Annotated in this window: 20 protein-coding genes; 7 read left to right on the top strand and 13 right to left on the bottom strand. The window is 70.2% G+C overall.

The window, feature by feature from the left end; genetic code table 11:
* Window positions 1-146: 146 nt before the first annotated feature.
* The 3 genes from N8J89_RS36520 to N8J89_RS36530 all read right to left on the bottom strand — a co-directional run bounded on the left by N8J89_RS36520 (window position 147) and on the right by N8J89_RS36530 (window position 3,038).
* Window positions 147-1,232, bottom strand: coding sequence for a DUF2332 domain-containing protein (locus N8J89_RS36520; protein ID WP_283661487.1), 1,086 nt, complete (start codon window positions 1,230-1,232; stop codon window positions 147-149).
* Between the two features lie 118 nt (window positions 1,233-1,350).
* Window positions 1,351-2,280, bottom strand: coding sequence for an NHL repeat-containing protein (locus N8J89_RS36525; protein WP_283661488.1), 930 nt, complete (start codon window positions 2,278-2,280; stop codon window positions 1,351-1,353).
* Between the two features lie 92 nt (window positions 2,281-2,372).
* Entirely contained in the window at window positions 2,373-3,038 is a 666-nt protein-coding gene (locus tag N8J89_RS36530) for a hypothetical protein (protein WP_283661489.1), read from the bottom strand.
* A 72-nt stretch (window positions 3,039-3,110) separates the two neighbouring features.
* On the opposite strand from N8J89_RS36530, the gene N8J89_RS36535 reads away from it, so the two are divergent.
* Window positions 3,111-3,788, top strand: coding sequence for a metallophosphoesterase family protein (locus tag N8J89_RS36535; RefSeq protein ID WP_283661490.1), 678 nt, complete (start codon window positions 3,111-3,113; stop codon window positions 3,786-3,788).
* Window positions 3,778-4,623: a chromosome partitioning protein ParB gene (locus N8J89_RS36540; protein ID WP_283661491.1), complete on the top strand. Its 846-nt coding sequence runs from the start codon at window positions 3,778-3,780 to the stop codon at window positions 4,621-4,623. Before N8J89_RS36535 ends, N8J89_RS36540 begins: the two co-directional genes overlap by 11 nt.
* On the opposite strand, the gene N8J89_RS36545 is transcribed toward N8J89_RS36540, so the two are convergent.
* The 3 genes from N8J89_RS36545 to N8J89_RS36555 form a co-directional block, all read right to left on the bottom strand.
* Entirely contained in the window at window positions 4,620-5,360 is a 741-nt protein-coding gene (locus N8J89_RS36545; RefSeq protein ID WP_283661492.1) for an STAS domain-containing protein, read from the bottom strand. The genes N8J89_RS36540 and N8J89_RS36545 overlap by 4 nt on opposite strands.
* Window positions 5,361-5,589: 229 nt before the next feature.
* Entirely contained in the window at window positions 5,590-7,857 is a 2,268-nt protein-coding gene (locus N8J89_RS36550) for an ATP-binding protein (protein WP_283661493.1), read from the bottom strand.
* Window positions 7,858-7,958: 101 nt separating this feature from the next.
* Window positions 7,959-8,690 (bottom strand): MerR family transcriptional regulator, encoded by a 732-nt coding sequence (locus N8J89_RS36555; protein ID WP_283661494.1) that lies wholly within the window; start codon window positions 8,688-8,690, stop codon window positions 7,959-7,961.
* An 85-nt stretch (window positions 8,691-8,775) separates the two neighbouring features.
* Here N8J89_RS36555 and N8J89_RS36560 point away from each other — a divergent pair, with 85 nt between their 5' ends.
* From N8J89_RS36560 to N8J89_RS36580, 5 genes are all read left to right on the top strand, one after another.
* Window positions 8,776-9,879: a CaiB/BaiF CoA transferase family protein gene (locus N8J89_RS36560; RefSeq protein ID WP_283661495.1), complete on the top strand. Its 1,104-nt coding sequence runs from the start codon at window positions 8,776-8,778 to the stop codon at window positions 9,877-9,879.
* Window positions 9,880-9,914: 35 nt separating this feature from the next.
* The gene (locus N8J89_RS36565) at window positions 9,915-11,057 is read left to right on the top strand and encodes an acyl-CoA dehydrogenase family protein (protein ID WP_283661496.1); all 1,143 of its coding nucleotides are present in this window, start codon (window positions 9,915-9,917) and stop codon (window positions 11,055-11,057) included.
* 15 nt (window positions 11,058-11,072) lie between these two features.
* Window positions 11,073-11,924 carry an oxygenase MpaB family protein gene (locus N8J89_RS36570; RefSeq protein ID WP_283661497.1) on the top strand — a complete coding sequence of 284 codons (852 nt, stop codon included), beginning with the start codon at window positions 11,073-11,075 and terminating at the stop codon, window positions 11,922-11,924.
* A 98-nt stretch (window positions 11,925-12,022) separates the two neighbouring features.
* Complete coding sequence (locus N8J89_RS36575; protein WP_283661498.1) at window positions 12,023-13,237, top strand: acetyl-CoA C-acetyltransferase; 1,215 nt, start codon at window positions 12,023-12,025, stop codon at window positions 13,235-13,237.
* A gap of 14 nt (window positions 13,238-13,251) precedes the next feature.
* Entirely contained in the window at window positions 13,252-15,423 is a 2,172-nt protein-coding gene (locus N8J89_RS36580; RefSeq protein WP_283661499.1) for a 3-hydroxyacyl-CoA dehydrogenase NAD-binding domain-containing protein, read from the top strand.
* 59 nt (window positions 15,424-15,482) lie between these two features.
* On the opposite strand, the gene N8J89_RS36585 is transcribed toward N8J89_RS36580, so the two are convergent.
* The 7 genes from N8J89_RS36585 to N8J89_RS36615 all read right to left on the bottom strand — a co-directional run bounded on the left by N8J89_RS36585 (window position 15,483) and on the right by N8J89_RS36615 (window position 21,979).
* Complete coding sequence (locus N8J89_RS36585; RefSeq protein WP_283661500.1) at window positions 15,483-16,673, bottom strand: ABC transporter ATP-binding protein; 1,191 nt, start codon at window positions 16,671-16,673, stop codon at window positions 15,483-15,485.
* Window positions 16,674-16,681: 8 nt separating this feature from the next.
* Window positions 16,682-17,524 (bottom strand): carbohydrate ABC transporter permease, encoded by an 843-nt coding sequence (locus N8J89_RS36590; RefSeq protein WP_252485933.1) that lies wholly within the window; start codon window positions 17,522-17,524, stop codon window positions 16,682-16,684.
* Window positions 17,524-18,426: a carbohydrate ABC transporter permease gene (locus N8J89_RS36595; protein ID WP_283661501.1), complete on the bottom strand. Its 903-nt coding sequence runs from the start codon at window positions 18,424-18,426 to the stop codon at window positions 17,524-17,526. Before N8J89_RS36595 ends, N8J89_RS36590 begins: the two co-directional genes overlap by 1 nt.
* The gene (locus N8J89_RS36600) at window positions 18,426-19,706 is read right to left on the bottom strand and encodes an ABC transporter substrate-binding protein (RefSeq protein ID WP_502868376.1); all 1,281 of its coding nucleotides are present in this window, start codon (window positions 19,704-19,706) and stop codon (window positions 18,426-18,428) included. The genes N8J89_RS36595 and N8J89_RS36600 overlap by 1 nt, the downstream gene beginning before the upstream one ends.
* Window positions 19,707-19,926: 220 nt before the next feature.
* Entirely contained in the window at window positions 19,927-20,442 is a 516-nt protein-coding gene (locus N8J89_RS36605; RefSeq protein ID WP_502868377.1) for a YflT domain-containing protein, read from the bottom strand.
* Window positions 20,443-20,518: 76 nt separating this feature from the next.
* Window positions 20,519-21,715: an acyl-CoA dehydrogenase family protein gene (locus N8J89_RS36610; RefSeq protein WP_283661504.1), complete on the bottom strand. Its 1,197-nt coding sequence runs from the start codon at window positions 21,713-21,715 to the stop codon at window positions 20,519-20,521.
* Window positions 21,716-21,814: 99 nt separating this feature from the next.
* Window positions 21,815-21,979, bottom strand: a complete 165-nt coding sequence (locus N8J89_RS36615) for a hypothetical protein (RefSeq protein ID WP_283661505.1) — start codon at window positions 21,977-21,979, stop codon at window positions 21,815-21,817.
* Window positions 21,980-22,001 lie beyond the last annotated feature (22 nt).

Raw genomic sequence — 22,001 nt, forward strand, 5'->3', positions numbered from 1 at the left:
CGGCTACGCCAGCTCAGGGCGCACCGGGAAATGAGGAAAGAAAGGAGTCAGAGACGACTACTAGGAGGATCACCGAGAGTCATGGGCGATCACCTCCTAGTGCGCGAAATCAAGCAAACCTTCAGCAGGCTAGCAGCGATTCCGGATCAGCTCCAGCGTTGTTCGTCCCATGTGAACGGGATCCCATGTCCGGAGCCACTGCCCAGGTGCAGCGAAATTCCGGCAGGCCACAACCGGAGCAGCAGGTCGAAGCGGAACAAACCGCCCACCCGTTCCCTGGGCTCGTAGACCAGCAGCGCCAGCGGGCTCTCCTCGGTGGCGCGGGCGGCCGCGTCGGCCAGCACGGTGCGGCCCTGCGCGCGCTGCGCGGGCGAGACGTACTGCCAGACCACCGAGTGCCAGACCACGGTGAGCACGCCCGGCCGCGGCTGGGCCAGCTGCCGCCGCAGCCACTCCGGCCCGGCGGCGCGCTCCACCTTCACCGGGTCGTCCACGGCCAGCCGCATGGCCCGCTGCAACCGGCGCCAGCGGTCCAGCTGGTCCGGCCAGATGAAGGAGGACAGCTGCCGCTGCCCGTCCAAAGTGGACACGTCCACCGGGTTGAGGTCGCAGCCCGCGCGCTCCACCAGCGCCAGCGGCAGGTCCAGGTCGACCGGCGGCAGGCCGGTCCACTCCGGGTCGAGCTGCAGGCGGCTGCGCTTGTCACCGAGCACCCGGCCGTCGGCCAGCCGGTAGCCGACCCGGTGCGGGCGCAGGTTCAGCCCGCCGCTCGCGCCGATCTCCAGCAGCCGGACCGGATAGGGCTCGGCCCGGTCGACCGCGGCGGCGGCCCGGCTCGCGGCCACCAGCAGCCCGCCGTAGAGCGGGGCGGTGCGGCCGGGCTCATTGGTCTGCACGACCGTGGAGCGCACCAGCGCGCGCAGCTCGTCGGCGTGCTCGGCGAGCACCGGCTCGGCGTCCGACCAGAGCTTGCCCAGGTCGGTGGCGCCGCCGACGCTCGGGTAGTGCTTGGCCAGGCTGGGGGCCTTGCCCTCCAGCACCAGCCGATGCAGTGAGCCTGCGAAACGCAGACCGGGCACGGTTCCGCGGCGGTCCCGCTCGGATCCGGCCATCACCGACGCCGTGACGCCACCGGCGGCCAGGTCCTCGGCCGCGGCGGTCAACAGGGCGTGGTTGAGCGGACTCCGCTGGCGGCAACCACGGGCGGCATCCTGGAACAGCTCCACGAGCACAGAGGCGAGGCTAGTCCTTCAAGAACCCTGATCGGCAGTCCCCCCAAGGGTTTTCACCCGGCTGCGGAAAGCCGCGGGCAGGAAGCTCGGCACCCGCGGCCCCCCGGCGAAGGCATCGCTACCGAATGTCGACCGCCACCGCGTTGTACGGCGTGGTCGGCGTGGGCGGAGTGGTGAAGCGGGCGTTCGGCAGGTACAGCCGGTGACCGAACTGGGCCACCGTGGCGGGCACGTCGAACCGCGGATCGGTGATGGACCGGGTCAGCTTGCCGCTGCCGCCGTCCTCGGCCAGCCGGAACTGGGTCACCACGTTGAGCCGGTTCTGCACCACGAACAGCGTGCGGCCCAGCCGGAGCAGCCCGTCACCGTTGGTCAGCAGCGCGCCACCGAGGTCAACCGTCCTGGCCACGCCGGTGCGCGGGTCGACCCGGAACAGCTTGCCGGTGTTGGACTGCACGACCAGCAGCGCGTCCTCGTCCGGCGTGGTGACCAGGCCGTTGGCGTTGACCCCGGTGGCGCCCTGGACGAAGTCGCCGGTCAGCGGGATGGTGCTGAACTCACCGGCAGCGGGCAGCGAGCCGTTGCGGCCCAACGGCAGCCGGTAGAGCACCGGCTTGAACGAGTCGGTGAAGTAGGCGGCCGAGCGGGTGAGCACAACATCGTTGACGAAGCTGGTGCCCGGCTCGGCGAAGGCGTAACTGGCAAGGACCTTGCCCGTTCGGGTGTCCAGCACCCGCGCGTCCCCGCCGTTGCCGCCGGAGACGAACAGCCGCCCGCGCCCGTCCACCTTCAGCCCGAGCGACGGGGTGCCCGGCCCCTTGCTGAACACGCTGCCCCTGCCGGTGGCCAGGTCGACCTTGAAGATCGAACCGTCCACTCTGGACCCGAAGTAGGCGGAGGTCCCGCCGATGGCGATGCCCTCCGGCTGGAACCCGTTCGGCAGCGGGAACTCAGCGGGGAACGGCGCGGTCCCCGCCACCGCGGCCGGCGCCCCGGCCAGCGCGGCCACCAGCACCGCGGTCCCCGCCAGCAGTCTCCGAGCGCGCATCGCTGTTCCTCTCCCAAGCCGTGGTGAACCTGACCCAGCGACCCTGTCGGACCCAGCTGATGACTTGCTGAAGATGTTGGTGGCAGACGGGTTCAGCGGTTCATGGTGCGTGGCCCGTTGCGCGGAACCACACCCCGCCGGATGGAGTCCTCGTGGGTGAGCCGCACCCACTCCTTCACGTGCGGGCGGCTGAGCAGGAAGAGCACCGCGCCGCAGACCGCGAGCATCAGGAAGGTGCCCAGCGCGGGCAGCAGCCCGACCGAGACGCCGCGCATCAGCGAGCGGACCAGGCCGATCGAGCAGATCACGATCGGCAGGCCGGTGGCCATCTGCGACTGCTGGAGGTTGGGGAAGTCCTTGTGCGCGAGGGAGAGCGCGCCGATCAGGTTGAGCAGGCCGGGACCGGCCACGATGACCGAGATCGGGATCATCACGATCAGGCTGCCCTCGCCGCCGATGCTCATGGCCAGGATGACGGTGCCGAAGGCCAGCATGCCGACGGCCAGCAGGTAGTTGAGCACGATCGCGACGGAGACCTCGCTGGGCCGGTTCGCCTGACCGGGGAGCACCTGCTTGCCGGGGCCGGGGTGCGGCGGGCCGGGCTGGTAACCGGGGTGCTGCTGGTAGCCGGGCGGGTAGCCACCGGGCTGCTGGTAGCCGGGTTGTGGCTGGTAGGGAGCCTGCGGCTGCTGGTACCCCGGCGGTCCGTACGGCTGCCCCGGTTGCGGCGGCTGACCCCACTGCGGTGGCTGCGTCATCGTCTCCCCCTGCCTCGACACTGCCCCGGCAAGCTACCGCACCCTGCCGCTGAACGGCCTACTCTCGGCCCCATGGCACGGGTGCTCGTGGTCTCCGACGAGGTGGTGGCCCAGCTGTGGACCGAGCAGGTCCGGCAGCACCGGGTCGACCTCATCCTGGGCGCGGGCGACCTGCCGTTCGACTACCTGGAGTACCTGGTCAGCACGCTGGACCGGCCGTGCGTGTTCGTGCCCGGCAACCACGACCCGGACCTGTCCGGCTACAGCAACGTGCGCGGCCTGTGGACCAGGGACGGCATGCCGGCGCGCTGGCCGGGACCCTCCGGTGCGGCCAACATCGACGGCGCGGTGGTGGACGTGGCCGGGCTGCGGATCGCCGGGCTGGGCGGCTCGATCCGGTACAACGCCGGGCCCAACCAGTGGACCGAGCGGCAGCAGGCGCGCCGGGCCAGGCGGCTGGCCAGGCAGGCGAACTGGCGGCGGGTGCGGGACGGGAAATCGGTGGACGTGCTGCTCACCCACTCGCCACCCTTGGACTGCGGGGACCGGGAGGACCCGCCGCACCGGGGGTTCGCCTGCCTGCACGACACCGTGCACCGGCTGCGGCCCCGGCTGCTGCTGCACGGCCACATCCATCCGCACGGTGAGACGACACCTGATCGTCGGCTGGGCGACACGCTGGTGCGCAATGTTGTGGGCTACCACCTGCTCGACATCGGATCCACCGAGGAGGTTCGGCGTGCGCGGTGACACCGGTTTCCCCCGGGCCGACGCGGAGAACGACTTCCTGCGCGCCCGGCGGCGGCAGGTGCTGGCCAGGCTGGCCGCCTGGCTGCGCAGGGAGCCCGACGACGTGAACATCATGCTGCCCTTCGACGAGGTGGTGGCCGCGCTGGGCCGGGAGAGCGAGCGGCGGCTCGGCCTCCAGGTCATCCGGCTGGATTCGATCGTCGGCAGCGTGGACCGGACCAGGGACTTCGACCGGCGGTTCCGGCCGACCTCGGCCAGGGTGCGGGAGCGCTGGCAGCGGCTGGCGCTGGCCCAGCGGCGCGGGGAGAGCGTGCCGCCGATCGAGGTCTACCGGATCGGCGACCTGCACTTCGTCAACGACGGGCACCACCGGGTCTCGGTGGCGCACGCGCTGGGCCTGCGCACCATCGAGGCCTACGTGACCGAGGTGCGCACCAAGCTCGACCCCTACGGCGTGCGGCACCGCGGCGACCTGATCGTCAAGGACTACCGGCGGATATTCCTGGAGCGGGTGCCGCTGGTCGGGCAGGCCAGGGCCGCGGTGGTGATGAGCGACCCGTGGGACTACGCCGAGCTGGGCGAGTCGATCGAGGCCTGGGGCTTCCGGCTGATGCAGGACGAGGGCGAGTTCCGGGACCGGGCGACCATCGCGCGGCGCTGGTTCGCCGAGGAGTTCACCCCGGTGGTGAGCATGCTGCGACAGGCCGACCTGGTCGGCGAGCGCACCGAGGCCGAGGCGTACCTGGTGGTCAGCGGCGAGCGCTACCGGCTGATCCGCACCCACCGGTGGAGCGATGAGGTGGTCAACGCGCTGCGGGACCGGATGCGGTCCTAGCCAGAAGAAGTCCTGATCGTCGCCCAGGCCACCCGCCTGCCGTCGCCGGTGGGCGTGTAGCCCCAGGTGTGCGCCACCGCGGCCAGCTCCCGGCCGCGGTCGAAGCCGCCGCCCAGCTGGGGCAGGAACGGGTCGTCCACCCGGACCGCCACGGTGAGCTGCCCGTCGCACAGCTCGACCCGCAGCAGCAGGCCCTCGCCCCAGGAGGAGTCCCCTGCCAGCGCCTCGAAGATCAGCCGCTCGGCCACCGAGGTGGCGGCCGCCGCCGAGGCGGGCACGCCCCAGTTCCGGCACACCTCGTCGACCACCTCGGCCACCCACTGCGGACTGACCCGGCAGACCGGCACGCTGAAGCGCACCCGGTTGCGCGGCGGCGCGTCCAGCACCGAGGCCAGCGCGGCGGGCACGGTCGGGAACACCGGCACGAACTCCAGCACGGTGCTGCGGTCCATCACCGCACGCAGCTCCGGCCCCGGCTCGGCCAGCAGCAACGGCACCCCCGGCCAGCGGGCCACCGACAGCCGGACCACGGCGAAGACCGACAGCGGCGCCGGGGTCAGCGCGGACAACCTGGACAGGTCGACCACCAGCGCGTGCGGGGCGGGGTCGACCGCGTGCAGCAGCACATCGCGCAGCTGCGGGTAGGAACTGGAGTCGAGCAGGCCCTCCACCCGCAGCACGGCGGCGTCGCCACCGGGTTCGACCCGCGTCGACAGGACGCTGTCTTCGACCGACATCATCTCCAGCCTCGCTCTTTCCGGCGGCCCGCGAGGACTCGGGAACAGGAGTAAGTGGCGGTGGCGTCGATGGTCGAGGGGGGAGTCAGACATCGACGCCACCCGCCTCCGGCGCGGCCACGCAGGGGTCAGCAAACGCGTCGCGCCGGTACGGAGGGCTCCCGGGGGGAGTGGAACCCTCTGTAGTCATCGTCGGCTGCCCGCGCCCGCGAGAGGACGGGATAAATACCTATCTTTCGCCCGAACCGCCGTCCCGGTTGCGCCGTTGGGCCACCCAGGCCGCGATCCGGGCCCTGGAGCTGAAGCCCAGCTTCTGCAGGATCCGCTCCACGTGGCCTTCCGCGGTGCGCACCGCGATGACCAGGCGTTCGGCGATCTCCTTGTTGGACAGGCCCTCCGCGACCAGCTCGGCCACCTGCCGCTCCCGCCTGGTCAGCGCGTCCGGCTCGCCGGCCTTGACCGGCCGGGACCTGGCCGGTGGGCGCAGGTCCAGGGCCAGGTCGATGGCGGCCTCGGTGGTCAGGTCGCGGCCCCGGCCGTGCGCCGCGGTGTAGGCGGCCTCGCCGAGCACGGCCCTGGTGTCGGCCACGCAGCTGGTGTGCGGCTGGAGGAAGTGGCGGGAGCCGAACAGCGGGTAGCCGACCGCGCTCCACTGCGCCTCGGTCGCGCCGAGCAGCACCGCGGCCCGCTCCGGCCTGCCCTCGGCCGCGGCGGTCCAGGCCAGCAGCTCCACCGCGAGCACGATGCCGAGCAGGTCGTGGAAGTCCCGTTTGATCCGCAGCGAGGCCTGGGCGCCCGCGCGGGCCGCGGCCAGGTCGCCCCGGCAGAAGTCGACCAGGGCCAGGCAGAAGGTGGCGTAGGCCGAGGCCCACCGCTCACCGGCCGCCCTGCTCAGCCCGCAGGCGGCGTGGCAGAGCTGGGCGGCCCGGTCGAACTCGCCCTGGAAGCTCAGCGCCACGGCCATCTCCACGTAGCTCATCAGCACGTGCCCGTTGACCAGGCCGAGCCGGTTGTAGCGCTCGATCGCGGAGCCGAACAGCTCCACCGCGGCGTCCAGGTCGTCGCCGATCAGGCTCAGGCAGCCCAGCCGGTGCACCGCGTAGGCCAGCACCAGCTCGTCGCCGTCGCCCTCGGCCAGCTCCTTGACCTCGGTCAGGCAGTCCCGCGCGGCCGCCAGCCTGCCTTGCAGGGTGGCCACGTAACCATTGACCCACAGCGCCTTGCGCCGCGCGGGCTGGTCGGCCGGGTTCAGCTCCAGCGCCCGGCCCAGCCAGTAGCCGCCCTCGGCGAGGTAGCCGCAGCCCGCCCAGTAGCACCACAGCGCCCCGGCCAGCCGCAGGCCGCACTCCGCCCGCTCCGGCTCGGCCAGGCAGAACTCCAGCGCGACCCGCACGTTCGCGTGCTCGGACTCCAGCCAGCGGAAGGTCTCCAGCTGTCTCGGCCCGAACCACTCGTGCTCCGAGCGCTCGATCAGCCGCAGGTAGTGCGCGCAGTGCTTGCGCTGCACCACCGTCCGCGCCTCGCCGAGCTTCTCCAGCCCGAACTGGCGCAGGGTCTCCAGCAGCCGGTAGCGGGCGCCAGCGGGGTGGTCCTCGCGGCTGAGGATCGACTTGTCCACCAGCCCGGCGACCAGGTCGAAGACCTCCTCCACCAGCAGCCCGTCCCCGCTGCACACCGCGCCGGCCGCGGCCAGGTCGAAGCTGCCGGCGAACACCGAGAGCCGGGCCCACAGCAGCTGTTCGCGCGGCGCGCACAGCTCGAAGCTCCAGTCCACCGCGGCCCGCAGGGTCTGGTGCCTGGGCAGCGCGGCCCTGCTGCCGCCGGTGAGCAGGCCGTAGCGGTCGTGCAGCCGTTCCTCGATCTCGCCGACGGTCAGCGCGCGCACCCGCACCGCGGCCAGCTCGATGGCCAGCGGCAGCCCGTCCAGCTGCTTGCACAGCCTGGCCACCGTGGGCAGGTTCTCCGCGGTCAGGGTGAAGTCCGGGGCCACCGCGGCGGCCCGTTCGGCGAACAGGGTCAGCGCGGTGTCCTGCCGCCGTGCCGCGTCCGGCTCCGGCACCACCAGCGGCGGCACCGGCCAGACCTGTTCGCCTGCCACGCCCAGCGGCTGCCTGCTGGTGGCCAGCACCCGCAGGCCAGGGGCGGTGCGCAGCAGCCGGGCGACCAGGGCGGCGCAGGCGTCCAGCAGGTGTTCGCAGTTGTCCAGCACCAGCAACAGGCTCCGGGCGCGCAGCTGTTCGGCGAGCACCTCCAGGCGGTCCCGGCCGGTGTCGTCGTGCAGGCCGAGGGCGGTGGCCACCGCGTGCGGCACCAGCTCCGGGCCGGTCAGGTCGGCCAGCTCGACCAGCCAGACGCTGTCCCGGAAGGAGCGGCGCAGCTCGGCGGCGACCCTGGCGGCCAGCCGGGTCTTGCCGACGCCGCCCACACCGGTGAGGGTGAGCAGCCTGGTGCCGCTCAGCTGGCGTTTGACCTCGGCGATGTCCGGACGGCGCCCCACCAGAGTGTTCACCTCGGCCGGCAGGTTCCCCGCCGGTCGCGGTGACAGCGCGCTCCCCACGAGGAGACCCTAGGTCGCGCCGAGTAGCCAATCAACCGCGGTCAGCGTGGTGCGCCCGACCGGTCCACCGCTTCCTTGATCGCCCGGTCCACCGCCTGCTGGAACGCGGTGACCACGGCCCTGGTGGTGGCCGGGCGGAGCTTGCGCAGCGCGATGATCAGCTGCTCGCGTTCCTCCGGCGGCCTGCCGTGCTCCTGGTAGGGCCGCAACACCCTGGTGGAGAACAGCTTGCGCAGATCGGCCGCGATCCGCTCGGCGTGCTTGTTGATCACCTCGCCGGCGTCCATCAGCAGCTCGAAGGGCATCGGCAGGTCGATCAGCTCCAGCGCGAGGGAGAACTCCACCGCGCTGGCCACCCGGAACTTGTCCTCGTCCACCATCTCCAGCACGTGCAGCATGAGCAGGCGGCCGAGCTCCTCGTCGGTGAGCCTGCGCCCGGCGCGGCGGTCCACCGCGTCCCGGTCCATCTCCTCGTACTCCCCGGCCCACGGCGCGACCAGCGCCCCGTGCAGCGCGATGTCCTGCACGGTGGCATCCGGTTCCAGCCTGGCCATGTAGCGCTCGACCGCGGCCAGGGTGAAGCCCAGGTTCTGCAGCTCGCGGATCAGGTCCAGCCTGGCCAGGTGCTCGGGCCCGTACAGCCCGACCCGGCCGCGCAGCGTCGGCGGCGGCAGCATGCCCTTGCCCGCGTAGAAGCGCACCGTGCGCACGGTCATTCCCGCGCGGGCGGCCAGCTCGTCCACGGTGAGCGTCGGATCGTCGGCGTCCAGCACGGAGTGGACAATACACCCCAGTTGGTGTGACAGTAGTGGTGTCACACTCATCACGGCACGTTCTCGCACCGGTGGAGGTACTCCGATGGCTGGCCCGCTGAGCGGGATCAGGGTGGTCGAGCTGTCCGGGCTCGGGCCTGGCCCCTTCGCCGGCATGCTGCTCGCCGACCTGGGCGCGGACGTGGTGGTGGTGCAGCGGCCCGGCGGCTCCGTGCTGACCGGCACCGGCCGCTACGACGTGCTCAACCGGGGCAAGCGGTCCCTGGTGGCCAACCTCAAGGACCCGGCGGAGAAAGAGCTGGTGCTGCGCCTGGCCGAGCGCGCCGACGTGCTGCTGGAGGGCTTCCGCCCCGGCGTCACCGAACGTCTCGGCCTCGGCCCGGAGGACTGCTGGGCGCGCAACCCCAAGCTGGTCTACGGCCGGATGACCGGCTGGGGCCAGGACGGCCCGTGGTCGTCCATGGCCGGGCACGACATCGGCTACATCGCGGTCACCGGCGCGCTGGGCGCGATCGGCCGCGCCGGTGGGCCGCCGCAGGTGCCGCTGAACCTGCTCGGCGACTTCGGCGGCGGCGGGATGTACCTGGTGGTCGGCGTGCTGGCCGCGCTGCTCAGCGCGAAGACCACCGGCAAGGGCCAGGTGGTGGACGCCGCGATCGTGGACGGCACCGCGCACCTGGCCACGCTGATCTTCGGCATGCTGGCCAGCGGCGGCTGGAAAGACGAGCGCGGGGCCAACATGCTGGACACCGGCGCCCCGTACTACGACGTCTACCCCACCGCCGACGACCGGCACCTGGCCGTGGGCGCGATCGAACCCCAGTTCTTCGCCGAGCTGCTGACCAAACTCGACCTCGCCGACAAGGCCCCGCCGCAGCACGACACCGCCCGCTGGCCGGAGCTGCGCGCGCTGATCGGCGAGGCCGTCCGCGCCCAGCCGCTGTCCCACTGGGCCAAGGTCTTCGACGGCAGCGACGCCTGCGCCGCCCCGGTGCTGAACCTGGCCGAGGCCCCCGACCACCCGCACCTGGCCGCCCGCGGCACCTTCACCGAACGCGACGGCGTGCGCCAGCCCGCCCCCGCGCCCCGCTTCTCGCACACCCCCAACGCCCCGGTCGGGCCGCCGCCCGCGCCGGGTGAGCACACCGAGGAAGTCCTGACCGACTGGGACGTGTCCCGCCCCGCCTGACCCCCCTGCCGCACACCCCATCCCGGGAGAGTTCGATGCGCCGCGACATCTTCACCAGCGAGCACGAGGAGTTCCGCGAGCTGGCCCGCACCTTCATCGCCAAGGAGGTCGAGCCGAACCACGCCCGCTGGGAGGACAACGGCATCGTCGACCGGGAGGCCTGGCTGGCCGCGGGCCGGATCGGGCTGTTGGGCATGGCGGTGCCGGAGGAGTACGGCGGTGGCGGCGCGCCGGACTACCGCTTCAACCTGGTGCTGGCCGAGGAGCTGGTGCGCGCCGGCGCCAGCGGCCTGGCGCTGCCGCTGCACAACGACATCATCCTGCCGTACCTGCTGAACCTGGCCACCGAGGAGCAGAAGCGCCGCTGGCTGCCCGGCTTCTGCTCGGGCGAGCTGGTCAGTGCGATCGCGATGACCGAGCCCGGCACCGGCAGCGACCTGCAGGGCATCACCACCACCGCGGTCCGCGACGGCGACGAGTACGTGCTCAACGGGCAGAAGACCTTCATCAGCAACGGGATCATGGCCGACCTGGTGATCGTGGCGGCCAAGACCGACCCGGCCGCGGGCGCGCACGGGGTCAGCCTGCTGGTGGTGGAGCGCGGCATGACCGGGTTCAGCCGGGGCCGCAACCTGGACAAGATCGGCCAGAAGGCGCAGGACACCGCGGAGCTGTTCTTCGACGACGTGCGGGTGCCGGCGAACAACCTGCTCGGCGAGGAGGGCAATGGCTTCGTCTACCTGATGCAGAACCTGCCGCAGGAGCGGCTGTCCATCGCGGTGGCCGCGGTGGCCGGGGCCGAGCGGGTGCTGGAGCTGACCAAGCAGTACTGCAAGGATCGCGAGGCCTTCGGCAGGCCGATCGGCAAGTTCCAGCACAACCGGTTCCTGCTGGCCGAGCTGGCCACCGAGATCACCATCGCCAGGGTGTTCGTGGACCGCTGCGTCACCGAGCACACCAAGGGCGCGCTGGCCATCGACGAGGCCGCGATGGCCAAGTGGTGGACCACAGAACTCCAGACGAAGGTGGCCGACCGCTGCCTCCAGCTGCACGGTGGGTACGGCTACATGACCGAGTACCCGGTGGCGAAGGCCTTCCTGGACGGCCGGGTGCAGACCATCTACGGCGGCACCACCGAGATCATGAAAGAGATCATCGGTAGAACAATGGGGTTCTAGCGGGAGGGAAGTGCCATGGCCCGATACCGGCGGCTGGAGGTCATCCGGGGACTGGACCCGGTCCGGGACCACTGGGAGATCTACCGCCTGTCCGCCAGTTTCGAGTTTCCCTGGGACTACCGGAAAGCGTTGGAGTTCGCGCTGTTCCGCACCTACGCGGTGCCCAGCATCTCCGCGCTGCTGGACCGGACACGGGAGTTCGTCAAGCGCCCGCAGCGGCGCTACGACGACACCCTGCTGCTGATGGGCGCGCTGACCGAGCACGGCTACGACTCCGCGCACGGGCGGGCCGCGCTCAAGCGGATCAACCAGATGCACGGCCGCTACGAGATCAGCAACGACGACATGCTCTACGTGCTGTCCACCTTCGTCTACGAGCCGATCCGGTGGCTGGCCAGGTACGGCTGGCGGCCGCTGCACGAGCACGAGCGGCTGGCCGCCTTCCACTTCTACCGCGAGGTGGGCAGCCGGATGGGCATCAAGCAGATCCCGGACGGCTACGGGAAGTTCGAGTCGTTCAACCGGGAGTACGAGCACGAGCACTTCCACTACCGGGACAGCAACCAGCGGGTCGGCACGGCCACCGTGGACCTGTTCTGCTCCTGGTACCCAGCGCCCAGCAGACCCGCGGTGCGGCGCGCGCTGTACGCGGCCATGGACGAGCCGCTGCTGCGCGCCTTCGGCTTCCCGCGCCAGCCCGCCTGGCTGGAACGCGCGGTCGGGCTGGCGCTGGCCGGGCGCGGGAAGCTGGTCCGGCACCTGCCGGTGCGACGGCACTCCCGCAGTGCGGCCGACCCGCGCAACCGCAGCTATCCCGGCTACCCGGAGGGCTACCGGATCGCCGATCTGGGCGTTCACCCGGAGTGAGGTGGGTCTCAGGAGACTCGCCCGCACCACTGTGACATCATTACTGTCACATCACCAGTGCACGATTCACGAGCCGCGATCAGGGAGGCTCCCCGCCGATGACGTCAGAGGCCTTTGTCTACGAAGCCGTGCGCACCCCGAGGGGTCGCGGCAAGAACACCGGATCGTTGCACGGCACCAAGCCGATCAGCCTGGTCGTCGGGCTGATCGACGAGCTGCGCGAGCGCTACCCCAGCCTGGACCCGAACTGGATCTCCGACGTGGTGCTCGGCGTGGTCTCCCCCGTCGGCGACCAGGGTTCGGTGATCTCCCGGATCGCGGCGCTGAAGGCCGGCCTGCCGGACACCGTGGCCGGGGTGCAGATCGACCGCTTCTGCGGTTCCGGCCTGGAGGCGGTGAACCTGGCCGCGCAGAAGGTCCGCTCCGGCTGGGAGGACCTGGTGCTGGCCGGTGGCGTGGAGTCGATGTCGCGGGTGCCGATGGCCTCCGACGGCGGCGCCTGGTTCAACGACCCGGAGACCAACTACGCGGTGGACTTCGTGCCGCAGGGCATCAGCGCCGACCTGATCGCCACCATCGAGGGCTTCAGCCGCGACGACGTGGACGCCTTCGCGGTGGAGTCGCAGAGCCGCGCGGGCAAGGCGCAGGCCAACGGCTACTTCGACCGCTCGGTGGTCCCGGTGCGCGACCGCAACGGCCTGACCGTGCTGGAGCGCGACGAGTTCCTCCGCCCCGGCACCACCCCGCAGGCGCTGGCCGGGCTCCAGCCCTCCTTCGCCGGGATCGGTGAGCTGGGCGGCTTCGACGCGGTGGCGCTGCAGAAGTACCACTACGTGGAGAAGATCAACCACGTGCACCACGCCGGCAACTCCTCCGGCATCGTCGACGGCGCGGCGCTGGTGCTGATCGGCTCCGAGCGGGCGGGCACCGAGCTGGGCCTGACCCCGCGCGGGCGGATCGTCTCGGCTGCGCTCAGCGGCGCGGACACCACCATCATGCTCACCGGCCCCGCCCCCGCCGCGCGCAAAGCGCTGGGGCTGGCCGGGCTGACCGCGGCCGACATCGACCTGTTCGAGATGAACGAGGCCTTCGCCGCGGTGGTGCTGAAGTTCATGCGCGACCTGGACGTGCCGCACGAGAAGGTCAACGTCAACGGCGGCGCGATCGCGCTGGGCCACCCGCTCGGCGCGACCGGCGCGATGCTGCTGGGCACCGTGCTGGACGAGCTGGAGCGGCGCGGCGGCCGGTACGGCCTGGTCACCCTGTGCATCGGCGGCGGCATGGGCGTCGCGACCATCATCGAGCGACTCTGAGAGCGGAAGGCGACATGTCGGAACACACCTCCACCATCCGCTGGGACGTCGACGAGGACGGCATCGTCCTGCTCACCCTGGACGACCCGGAGCAGAGCGCGAACACGATGAACGAGCGGTACCACCGCTCGATGGCCGAGACCGTCGACCGGCTGGAGGCCGAGCGCGAGCAGATCACCGGTGTGGTGATCACCTCGGCCAAGAAGACCTTCTTCGCCGGCGGCGACCTCAACGACCTGCGCCAGGTGACCCCGGCCGACGCGCAGCGGTTCTTCGACGGCCTGACCGAGGTCAAGGCGCAGCTGCGGCGGCTGGAGAAGCTGGGCCGCCCGGTGGTGGCCGCGCTCAACGGCACCGCGCTGGGCGGCGGCCTGGAGATCGCGCTGGCCTGCCACCACCGGATCGCCATCGACGACCCCCGCAGCAAGTTCGGCCTGCCCGAGGTCACCCTGGGCCTGCTGCCCGGCGCCGGCGGGGTGACCCGCACGGTGCGCATGCTCGGCATCGCCGACGCGCTGCTGAAGCTGCTGCTCCAGGGCCAGCAGCTGCGCCCGGCGCAGGCCAAGGAGACCGGCATCGTCGATGAGCTGGTGAGCAACCGGGAGGAGCTGATCGCCCGCGCCAAGGAGTGGGTGAAGGCCAACCCGGACGCGGTGCAGCCCTGGGACGTCAAGGGGTACAAGATCCCCGGCGGCACCCCGTCGAACCCGAAGTTCGCGGCCAACCTGCCCGCGTTCCCGGCCAACCTGCGCAAGCAGCTCAAGGGCGCGCACTACCCTGCCCCGCACAACATCCTGTGCGCCGCGGTCGAGGGCAGCCAGGTCGACATCAACAACGCGCTGGTGATCGAGAGCCGGTACCTGACCGAGCTGGCCGCCGGGCAGATCTCGAAGAACATGATCAAGGCGTTCTTCTTCGACCTGCAGCACATCAACGGCGGCGGCTCCCGGCCTGCGGGCGTGGCCAAGTACGAGCCGCGGAAGGTCGCGGTGCTCGGCGCGGGCATGATGGGCGCCGGGATCGCCTACGTCTGCGCCCGCAACGGGATCGAGGTCCTGCTCAAGGACGTCTCGGTGGCCGCGGCGGAGAAGGGCAAGGCCTACTCCCAGACCATCCTGGACAAGGCGGTCTCCCGCGGGAAGCTCACCCAGGACAAGCGGGACGAGGTGCTGGCCCGCATCACGCCCACCGACAACGCCGCCGACCTGGCGGGCGCGGACCTGGTGATCGAGGCGGTCTTCGAGGACGTCTCGTTGAAGCACAAGGTCTTCGCCGAGGTGGAGCCGGTGGTCGCGCCGGACGCGCTGCTGGCCTCCAACACCTCCACGCTGCCCATCACCGGCCTGGCCGAGGGCGTGTCCCGGCGGCCGGACTTCGTCGGCCTGCACTTCTTCTCCCCGGTGGACAAGATGCCGCTGGTGGAGATCATCCGCGGCGAGCAGACCAGTGACGAGGCGCTGGCCAAGGCATTCGACGTGGTGCTCAAGATCAAGAAGACCCCGATCGTGGTGAACGACAGCCGCGGCTTCTTCACCAGCAGGGTGATCGGCACCTTCCTCAACGAGGGTGTGTCCATGCTCGCCGAGGGCGTGCCCGCGCCCAGCATCGAGCAGGCCTCGGCCCAGGCGGGTTACCCCGCCCCGGTGCTCCAGCTGATGGACGAGCTGACCCTCACCCTGCCCCGCAAGATCCGCAACGAGACCAAGGCCGCCATCGAGGCAGCAGGCGGGACCTGGACCTCCCACCCGGCCGAGGCGATCATCGACCGGGTGGTCGAGGAGTTCGACCGCAAGGGCAAGTCCAGCGGCGCGGGCTTCTACGACTACACCGACGGCAAGCGCACCGGCCTGTGGCCGGGTCTGGCCGAGCACTTCCCCGCCACGCCCAACGAGATTCCCTTCGAGGATCTCAAGGAGCGCATGCTCGTCATCGAGGCCATCGAGACGGTCAAGTGCTTCGAGGAGGGCGTGCTCACCTCGGTGCCGGATGCCAACATCGGTTCCATCTTCGGCATCGGCTTCCCGGCCTGGACCGGCGGCGTGATCCAGTACATCTACGGCTACGAAGGCGGCGTGGACGGCTTCGTCGCCCGCGCCAAGGACCTGGCGGCCAAGTACGGCGACCGCTTCACCCCACCCGCCGTGCTGTCCGACCCCTCCGCCCGGGAAAAGCTGCTGGGCGCCTGAGGCGACGCGAAGCGGGGCGGGGACCGGTTTTCCGGTCTCCGCCCCGCTTCGCGTTGTGCTCAGCTGGAGTACGTCAGGTTCTTGCCCGACTGCGGGTCGAACAGCTGGATCTTGTCCGGGTCGAACCAGACCTCCAGCTGCTGCCCCTCGCTCGCGCCGGAGGTCGCGGACAGCCGGGAGATGATCTGGCTGCCCTCGGCGCTGCTGGACCCGATGTCGGTCAGGCCCGCGTCAGCGGCCAGCTCCTCCAGGTCCGCCGAGCTGGCGCGCTCGCCGGAGACGGTGAAGTAGGCGTACTTGTCCGAGCCCATCGACTCCAGCACGTCCACGTGCGCGGTGAAGATCGCGCCGCGGGCCTTGGCCGCCGGGTCCACGATCGCGGCGTCCTCGAAGTGCTCGGGGCGCACGCCCACGATCACCTCGCGGCCCGCGCCGGCCTGCGTGACCAGCGAGCGCACCCGGTCCGACAGCGGGATGTCGCCCAGGCCGCTGCGGACCGTGCCCTCCTCCAGGGTCGCCGGCACGAAGTTCATCGCCGGGGAGCCGATGAACCCGGCCACGAACAGGTTCGCCGGGTTCTCGTAGAGGAACTGCGGGGCGCCGATCTGCTGCACCACACCGCCACGCATGACCACGACCCGGTCGCCGAGGGTCATCGCCTCGGTCTGGTCGTGCGTCACGTACACCATGGTGGTACCCAGCTTCTTCTGCAGCCGGGAGACCTCGGTGCGCATCTGCACGCGCAGCTTGGCGTCCAGGTTGGACAGTGGCTCGTCCATCAGGAACGCCTTGGGACTGCGCACGATCGCCCGGCCCATGGCCACCCGCTGCCGCTGGCCACCGGAGAGGTTGGCCGGTTTGCGGTCCAGGTGCTGACCAAGGTCGAGCACCTCGGCGGCCTCGTTGACCTTGCGCTCCACGGTGGCGTTGTCCACCTTGGCCAGCCGCAGCGGGAAGGCCATGTTCTCCCGCACGGTCATGTGCGGGTAGAGCGCGTAGGACTGGAACACCATGGCGATGTCCCGGTCCTTGGGCGCCCGCTCGTTGACCCGCTCCCCGCCGATGCGCAGCTCGCCGGAGGTGATGTCCTCCAGGCCCGCGATCATGTTCAGCGTCGTGGACTTCCCGCAACCGGAAGGGCCCACCAGGATGATGAACTCTCCGTCGGAGATCTCGACGTTCACCTCCTGCACGGCGAGCGCGCCGTCCGGGTACTTCTTGGTCACCTTGTCCAACACGATGTCGGCCACGACTCACCTCACCCCTTCACGGCGCCGGACGTCAGCCCGGCGACGATGCGGCGCTGGAAGAACAACACGAACAGAATGATCGGCACCGTGATCACGACCGCGGCCGCGGAGGTGGTGCCGGTGGGGTCCTCGAACTGCGAGTCCCCGGTGAAGAACGCCAGTGCCGCCGGCACCGTCCGCGAGGTCTCGGTGGAGGTCAGCGAGATCGCGAACAGGAAGTCGTTCCAGCAGAAGATGAACACCAGGATGGCCGTGGTGAACACCCCCGGCGCCGCCAGCGGGGCGACCACCTTGAAGAACGCCTGGCTCGGCGTGGCCCCGTCCATCTTGGCGGCCTTCTCCAGCTCCCACGGGATCTCCCGGAAGAACGCCGAGAGCGTGTAGATCGCCAGCGGCAGGGAGAAGGTGATGTACGGCAGGATCAGGCCCGGCCAGGTGTCGAACAGCCCGAGCGAGCGCTCGATGTCGAACAGCGGCGAGACCAGCGAGACCTGCGGGAACATCGCGATCAGCAGCGAGACGCCGACCAGCGCCCGCTTGCCGGGGAAGTCCAGCCTGGCGATCGCGTAGGCCGCCATGGTGCCCAGCACCACCGCGATGGCGGTGGCGATGATCGCGATGCCGATCGAGTTGACCAGCGGCCGGAGGAACCCGGTGGTGTTGAAGATCGCCTCGTAGTTGGCCAGCGTCCACTCACTGGGCAGCAGACCGCCGTCCTTGACCGCCTTGGGGGTCTTGAAGGACAGCGAGACGATCCACAGCACCGGGAACAGCGCGTAGATCACCACAACGGTGTTCAGCAGGCCCCAGCTCCACTTGCGGCCGGTCGTCTCGGCTCCACCGATGGCCATCAACGCCTCCCCTGCGGGTCGCTGCCGGGTGCCGCGGTGCCGAACACCTTGATGAACACGAAGGCGATGATCGCCACCGCGATGAAGATCAGCACCGACATGGTGGACCCGATGCCCAGGTTCAACCCCTTGATCAGGTTGTTGTAGGTCAGCATCGACACCGAGGACGTCTCCTGCGCACCGCCGGTGAGCACGAAGATGTTGTCGAAGATGCGGAAGGCGTCCAGGGTGCGGAACAGCAGCGCGACCAGGATGGCCGGCTTCATCATCGGCACGATGACCTTGGTGAAGCGCTGCCAGCCGGAGGCGCCGTCCAGCGCGGCGGCCTTGAGCAGGTCATCCGGCACCAGCGCCAGCCCGGCCATCAGCAGCAGGGCCATGAACGGCGTGGTCTTCCAGATCTCCGCCACCGAGATGATCATCAGCGACTGGACCTTGTCGGTCAGTGGCGCGGCCTCCCCGGCGAACCACTCGGCCAGGTACCCGGTGCCGGGCGTCCAGGCGTAGCGCCAGGAGAACGCGGCCACCACGGTCACGATGCCGTAGGGGATCAGCGCCGAGGTGCGCACCAGCCCGCGCCCGACGATGGTGCGGTGCATGATCATGGCCAGCGCCATGCCCAGCACCAGCTCGATCACCACGGTGATCAGGGTCAGCAGCGAGGTGATCCCGAACGCGGTCCACCAGTAGCTGTTGCCCAGCACGGCCACGTAGTTGTCCAGGCCGACGAACTCCCGCTTGTCCGGGAACTTCAGGTCGAACCGCTGCAAGGACAGCCAGACCGAGTAGATGATCGGCCAGCCGGTGACCGCGACCATCACCAGCGCGGCGGGGGCGCACAGCAGCAGACCGAGCCTGCGCTCAGCCTTCTTCCCTTCGCTGAGCACTGCTTTGGTAGCCATTACGGCATCACCCCCTTCGAGTCGAGAGCCTCCTGGACCTCGGTCCGCAGCCGGGCCGCGGTCTTCTCCGGGTCGATGGCCGAGGGCGGGGACAGGATGAGCGACATCACCGAGGCGACGTTCTGCCAGGCCGGCGTCATCGGCCGGTTCGAGGCGTCCCGCAGCTCCTCGCGGATGGTCTCCTTGAACGGGTACTCCTCGAGCATCTCCGGCCGGTCGTAGACCGAGTCGATGGTCGGCGGCACACCGTCGTTGAGCGCGGAGAACAACTGGCTCTCCGGGCTGCGCAGGCAGAGCGTGGCGGCGAAGGCCAGGTCGGGCTTGCGGGTGTACCGGCTCACGCCCCAGTTCGCGCCGCCGATGGTGACCCGGCTGGGCTTGTCCGCCGTCGCGCCGGGGAACCGCGCCCACTTGAACTTCTTGGCCAGCTCCGGGTTGCCCTTCTGCATGGCCGGGTAGACGAACGGCCAGTTCAGCTGGAAGGCGGCGTTGCCCTTCTCGAACTCCAGCCGGACCCCGTCCTCCTTGGAGTTGGTCAGCGAGGCGCTGGCGATGCCGGAGGTGGCGAAGTCCTTGAGCAGCTGCAGGGCCTTGACCGCGCCCTCGTCCACCACGGCCCTGGTGCCGTCGTCAGAGATGATCTTCCCGCCGAGCGAGGCGACCAGGGTGTTGTAGTGCACCACCAGTCCCTCGTACTGCGCGCCGGTGAGCACCGCGGTGTGCGGCTTGCCCTCGGCCTTGAGCCGCTGGGCCTGGGAGATCATCTCGCCCCAGGTCTTCGGCGGCGTGGACACCACGTCGTCGCGGTACCAGAGCAGCTGGACGTTGGTGTTCTTGGTGGCCGCGAAGGTCTTGCCCTTGTACCTGGTGGACTCCAGCGGGCCGGCCAGCACGTTGGCCTCGACCTCCGCCTTGTTCTGCCCGGTCCACTCCAGCAGCCAGCCCGCCTCGGCGAACTCGGCCAGCCACGGGCTGTCCAGGTAGACGATGTCCATCTCGTCGTCCTCGGCGGCGAGCCTGCGCACCTGCTGCTCGCGCTGGCCGTCCGCTTCCCGGGGCAGCTTGTTCCACACGATCTGGTACTTGCCTGCCGCCTGCTGGTTGCAGCGGTCGACCACCTTCTGGAAGTTCTGTTCCGGTGCGCCGTAGAGGTTGATGATGTTGCCACCGGTCTCGCCGCCACCACACGCGGCCAGCACCGGTGTGGCGACCACGGCGGCGGTGAGCAAGCTCAACGTCCGTACGCGTCTGGTCCGACTGCCTCGCCAGGGGCCATCCATGCGCCCTGCCTCCCTTCCTGCTGAAACCCGGAAGGCAAGCCTGGACCGCGTGCAGACGACCTGGCCGACGAAGCGTGAGAACGGGCACCTCGTCGTGCCCTCCCGGAGTTGGGAACCGAACCTAGAGCCGCTGATCAGTGGCCGCAACCGGCAAGCAGCAACGATTCAGAAACACAGAAGTGGGAAAATTTTCCTACCCGTTCGGCGCAGCGTTACCCAGTCAGTCCGTCTTGGCGATCGGTCCGCGCATGGCGAGCTTGGCCAGCATGTCCCTGCCCTGCTCAGCGTTGCGCGGCGAGCAGAGCACGTCGTAGCGACCGGCCACCAGCTGGCTGGCCGAGACGAAGTCCCGCTTGCCGCGCTGGGTGGCGTACCCGGCCGCGGCGAAGATCATGAAGAACACCACGCCGGTGACCAGCGAGATCAGGATCGGGCCGAGCGCGAGCCCCTGCTGGTTGCTGAACAGGCTCACCAGCACGCCGACGAACAGGCCGAACCAGGCGCCGGAGGCCGCACCGGTGCCCAGCACCTTGCCCCAGGTCAGCCGCCCGGTGACGCGCTCCACCAGCATCAGGTCCACCCCGACGATGGTCACGTCCTGCACCGGGAAGGAGCTGTCGGCGAGGTAGTCGACCGCCCGCTGCGCCTCCTCGTACTTGGCGTAGGAGCCGATCGGCCACCCGGTGGGCGGGGTGGGCAGGCCACCGGGCCGGGCACCGGAGAACGAACTGGTCAAGACAAGCACCTCCGCAGGACTGAAGCCTCAATCCTGCCAAGGTTGCCCGGTTTGCGCTCCTCCGACGCGCGCGGAATCAGCCGCGGAGACCGTAGTCACGCAGCAACCCCCTGCTGATGATCGTCTTCTGGATCTCGCTGGTGCCCTCGCCGATGAGCAGGAACGGCGCCTCGCGCATCAGGCGCTCGATCTCGTACTCCTTGGAGTAGCCGTAGCCGCCGTGGATGCGGAAGGCCTCCTGGGTGACCTCCACGCAGTACTCGCTGGCGATCAGCTTGGCCATGCCGGCCTCGACGTCGTTGCGCGCGCCGGAGTCCTTGAGCCGGGCGGCGTTGACCATCATCAGGTGCGCGGCCTCGACCTTGGTGGCCATCTCGGCCAGCTTGAACGCGATCGCCTGGTGCTGGGCGATCGGCTTGCCGAAGGTGGTGCGCTGCTGGGCGTAGGAGACGGCCAGCTCGAAGGCGCGGATGGCGATGCCGCAGGCGCGCGCGGCCACGTTCACCCGGCCCACCTCGACGCCGTCCATCATGTGCGCGAAGCCCTTGCCGGACTCGCCGCCGAGGATCGCCTCCGCGCCGATCCGGAAGTCGTCGAAGACCATCTCGGTGGTGTCGACGCCCTTGTAGCCCATCTTGTCGATCTTGCCGGGCACGGTCAGGCCGGGCAGCACCTCGCCGTAGCCGGTGGGCTTCTCCACCAGGAAGGTGGTCAGGTTCTGGTGCGGCTTCTCCCGGCCCTCGTCGGTGCGCACCAGCACCGCGGTCAGGTTGGAGGTGCCGCCGTTGGTCAGCCACATCTTCTGGCCGTTGATCAGGTAGCTGTCGCCCTCGCGCACCGCGCGGGTGCGGATCGCGGCCACGTCGGAGCCCAGTTCCGGCTCGGACATGGAGAAGGAGCCGCGCAGGTCGCCGGTGGCCATCCGGGGCAGCAGGTCCTGCTTCTGCTCCTGGGTGGCGTGCTGCTTGACCATGTGCGCCACGATGAAGTGGGTGTTGATCACGCCGGAGACGCTCATCCAGCCACGGGCGATCTCCTCGACCACCAGCGCGTAGGTCAGCAGGGACTCGCCGAGCCCGCCGTACTCCTCGGGGATGGTGAGCCCGAACAGGCCCATCTCCTTCATGCCCTCGACGATGTCCGCGGGGTAGCTGTCACCGTGTTCCAGGGCCTGCGCGTGCGGGATGATCTCCTTGTCCACGAACGCGCGGACGGTGCTGAGGATCTCCTGCTGGATGTCGGTGAGACCGGCGGTCTGGGCGAGCCTGGCCACGACGCTCCCCTTTCTACAGCACTGTAGGCGCGGTTTGTTACCGGCGAGTATGGCTGCTTCGGGGTGGTCGCGCGCTGTGAAGGTGCTCACCACAGTGGGTCAGCCGGCCACCAGCTCCAGGCTCGCGCCGCAGTGCCGGCAGGTCTCGGCATAAACGTGGACATCCGCGGCACAACCCGCACAGGGGCGCAGACTGCGTTCCAAAAGATCATCGTCGGTGCGTTTCCGGAAAAAGAACATGCCAGCAGACTCGCTGGTCAGCACCCCCGCAAAGCAAGCCAGGTTG

The sequence above is a fragment of the Crossiella sp. CA-258035 genome (assembly GCF_030064675.1).
GTDB lineage: Bacteria > Actinomycetota > Actinomycetes > Mycobacteriales > Pseudonocardiaceae > Crossiella.

Bases quoted from the DNA above. Each gene is read 5' to 3' on its own strand.
- N8J89_RS36525 (WP_283661488.1), bottom strand. From the start codon at position 2,280: ATGCGCGCTCGGAGACTGCTGGCGGGGACCGCGGTGCTGGTGGCCGCG.
- N8J89_RS36530 (WP_283661489.1), bottom strand. From the start codon at position 3,038: ATGACGCAGCCACCGCAGTGGGGTCAGCCGCCGCAACCGGGGCAGCCG.
- N8J89_RS36535 (WP_283661490.1), top strand. From the start codon at position 3,111: ATGGCACGGGTGCTCGTGGTCTCCGACGAGGTGGTGGCCCAGCTGTGG.
- N8J89_RS36545 (WP_283661492.1), bottom strand. From the start codon at position 5,360: ATGTCGGTCGAAGACAGCGTCCTGTCGACGCGGGTCGAACCCGGTGGC.
- N8J89_RS36560 (WP_283661495.1), top strand. From the start codon at position 8,776: ATGGCTGGCCCGCTGAGCGGGATCAGGGTGGTCGAGCTGTCCGGGCTC.
- N8J89_RS36565 (WP_283661496.1), top strand. From the start codon at position 9,915: ATGCGCCGCGACATCTTCACCAGCGAGCACGAGGAGTTCCGCGAGCTG.
- N8J89_RS36570 (WP_283661497.1), top strand. From the start codon at position 11,073: ATGGCCCGATACCGGCGGCTGGAGGTCATCCGGGGACTGGACCCGGTC.
- N8J89_RS36575 (WP_283661498.1), top strand. From the start codon at position 12,023: ATGACGTCAGAGGCCTTTGTCTACGAAGCCGTGCGCACCCCGAGGGGT.
- N8J89_RS36580 (WP_283661499.1), top strand. From the start codon at position 13,252: ATGTCGGAACACACCTCCACCATCCGCTGGGACGTCGACGAGGACGGC.
- N8J89_RS36590 (WP_252485933.1), bottom strand. From the start codon at position 17,524: ATGGCCATCGGTGGAGCCGAGACGACCGGCCGCAAGTGGAGCTGGGGC.
- N8J89_RS36595 (WP_283661501.1), bottom strand. From the start codon at position 18,426: ATGGCTACCAAAGCAGTGCTCAGCGAAGGGAAGAAGGCTGAGCGCAGG.
- N8J89_RS36600 (WP_502868376.1), bottom strand. From the start codon at position 19,706: ATGGATGGCCCCTGGCGAGGCAGTCGGACCAGACGCGTACGGACGTTG.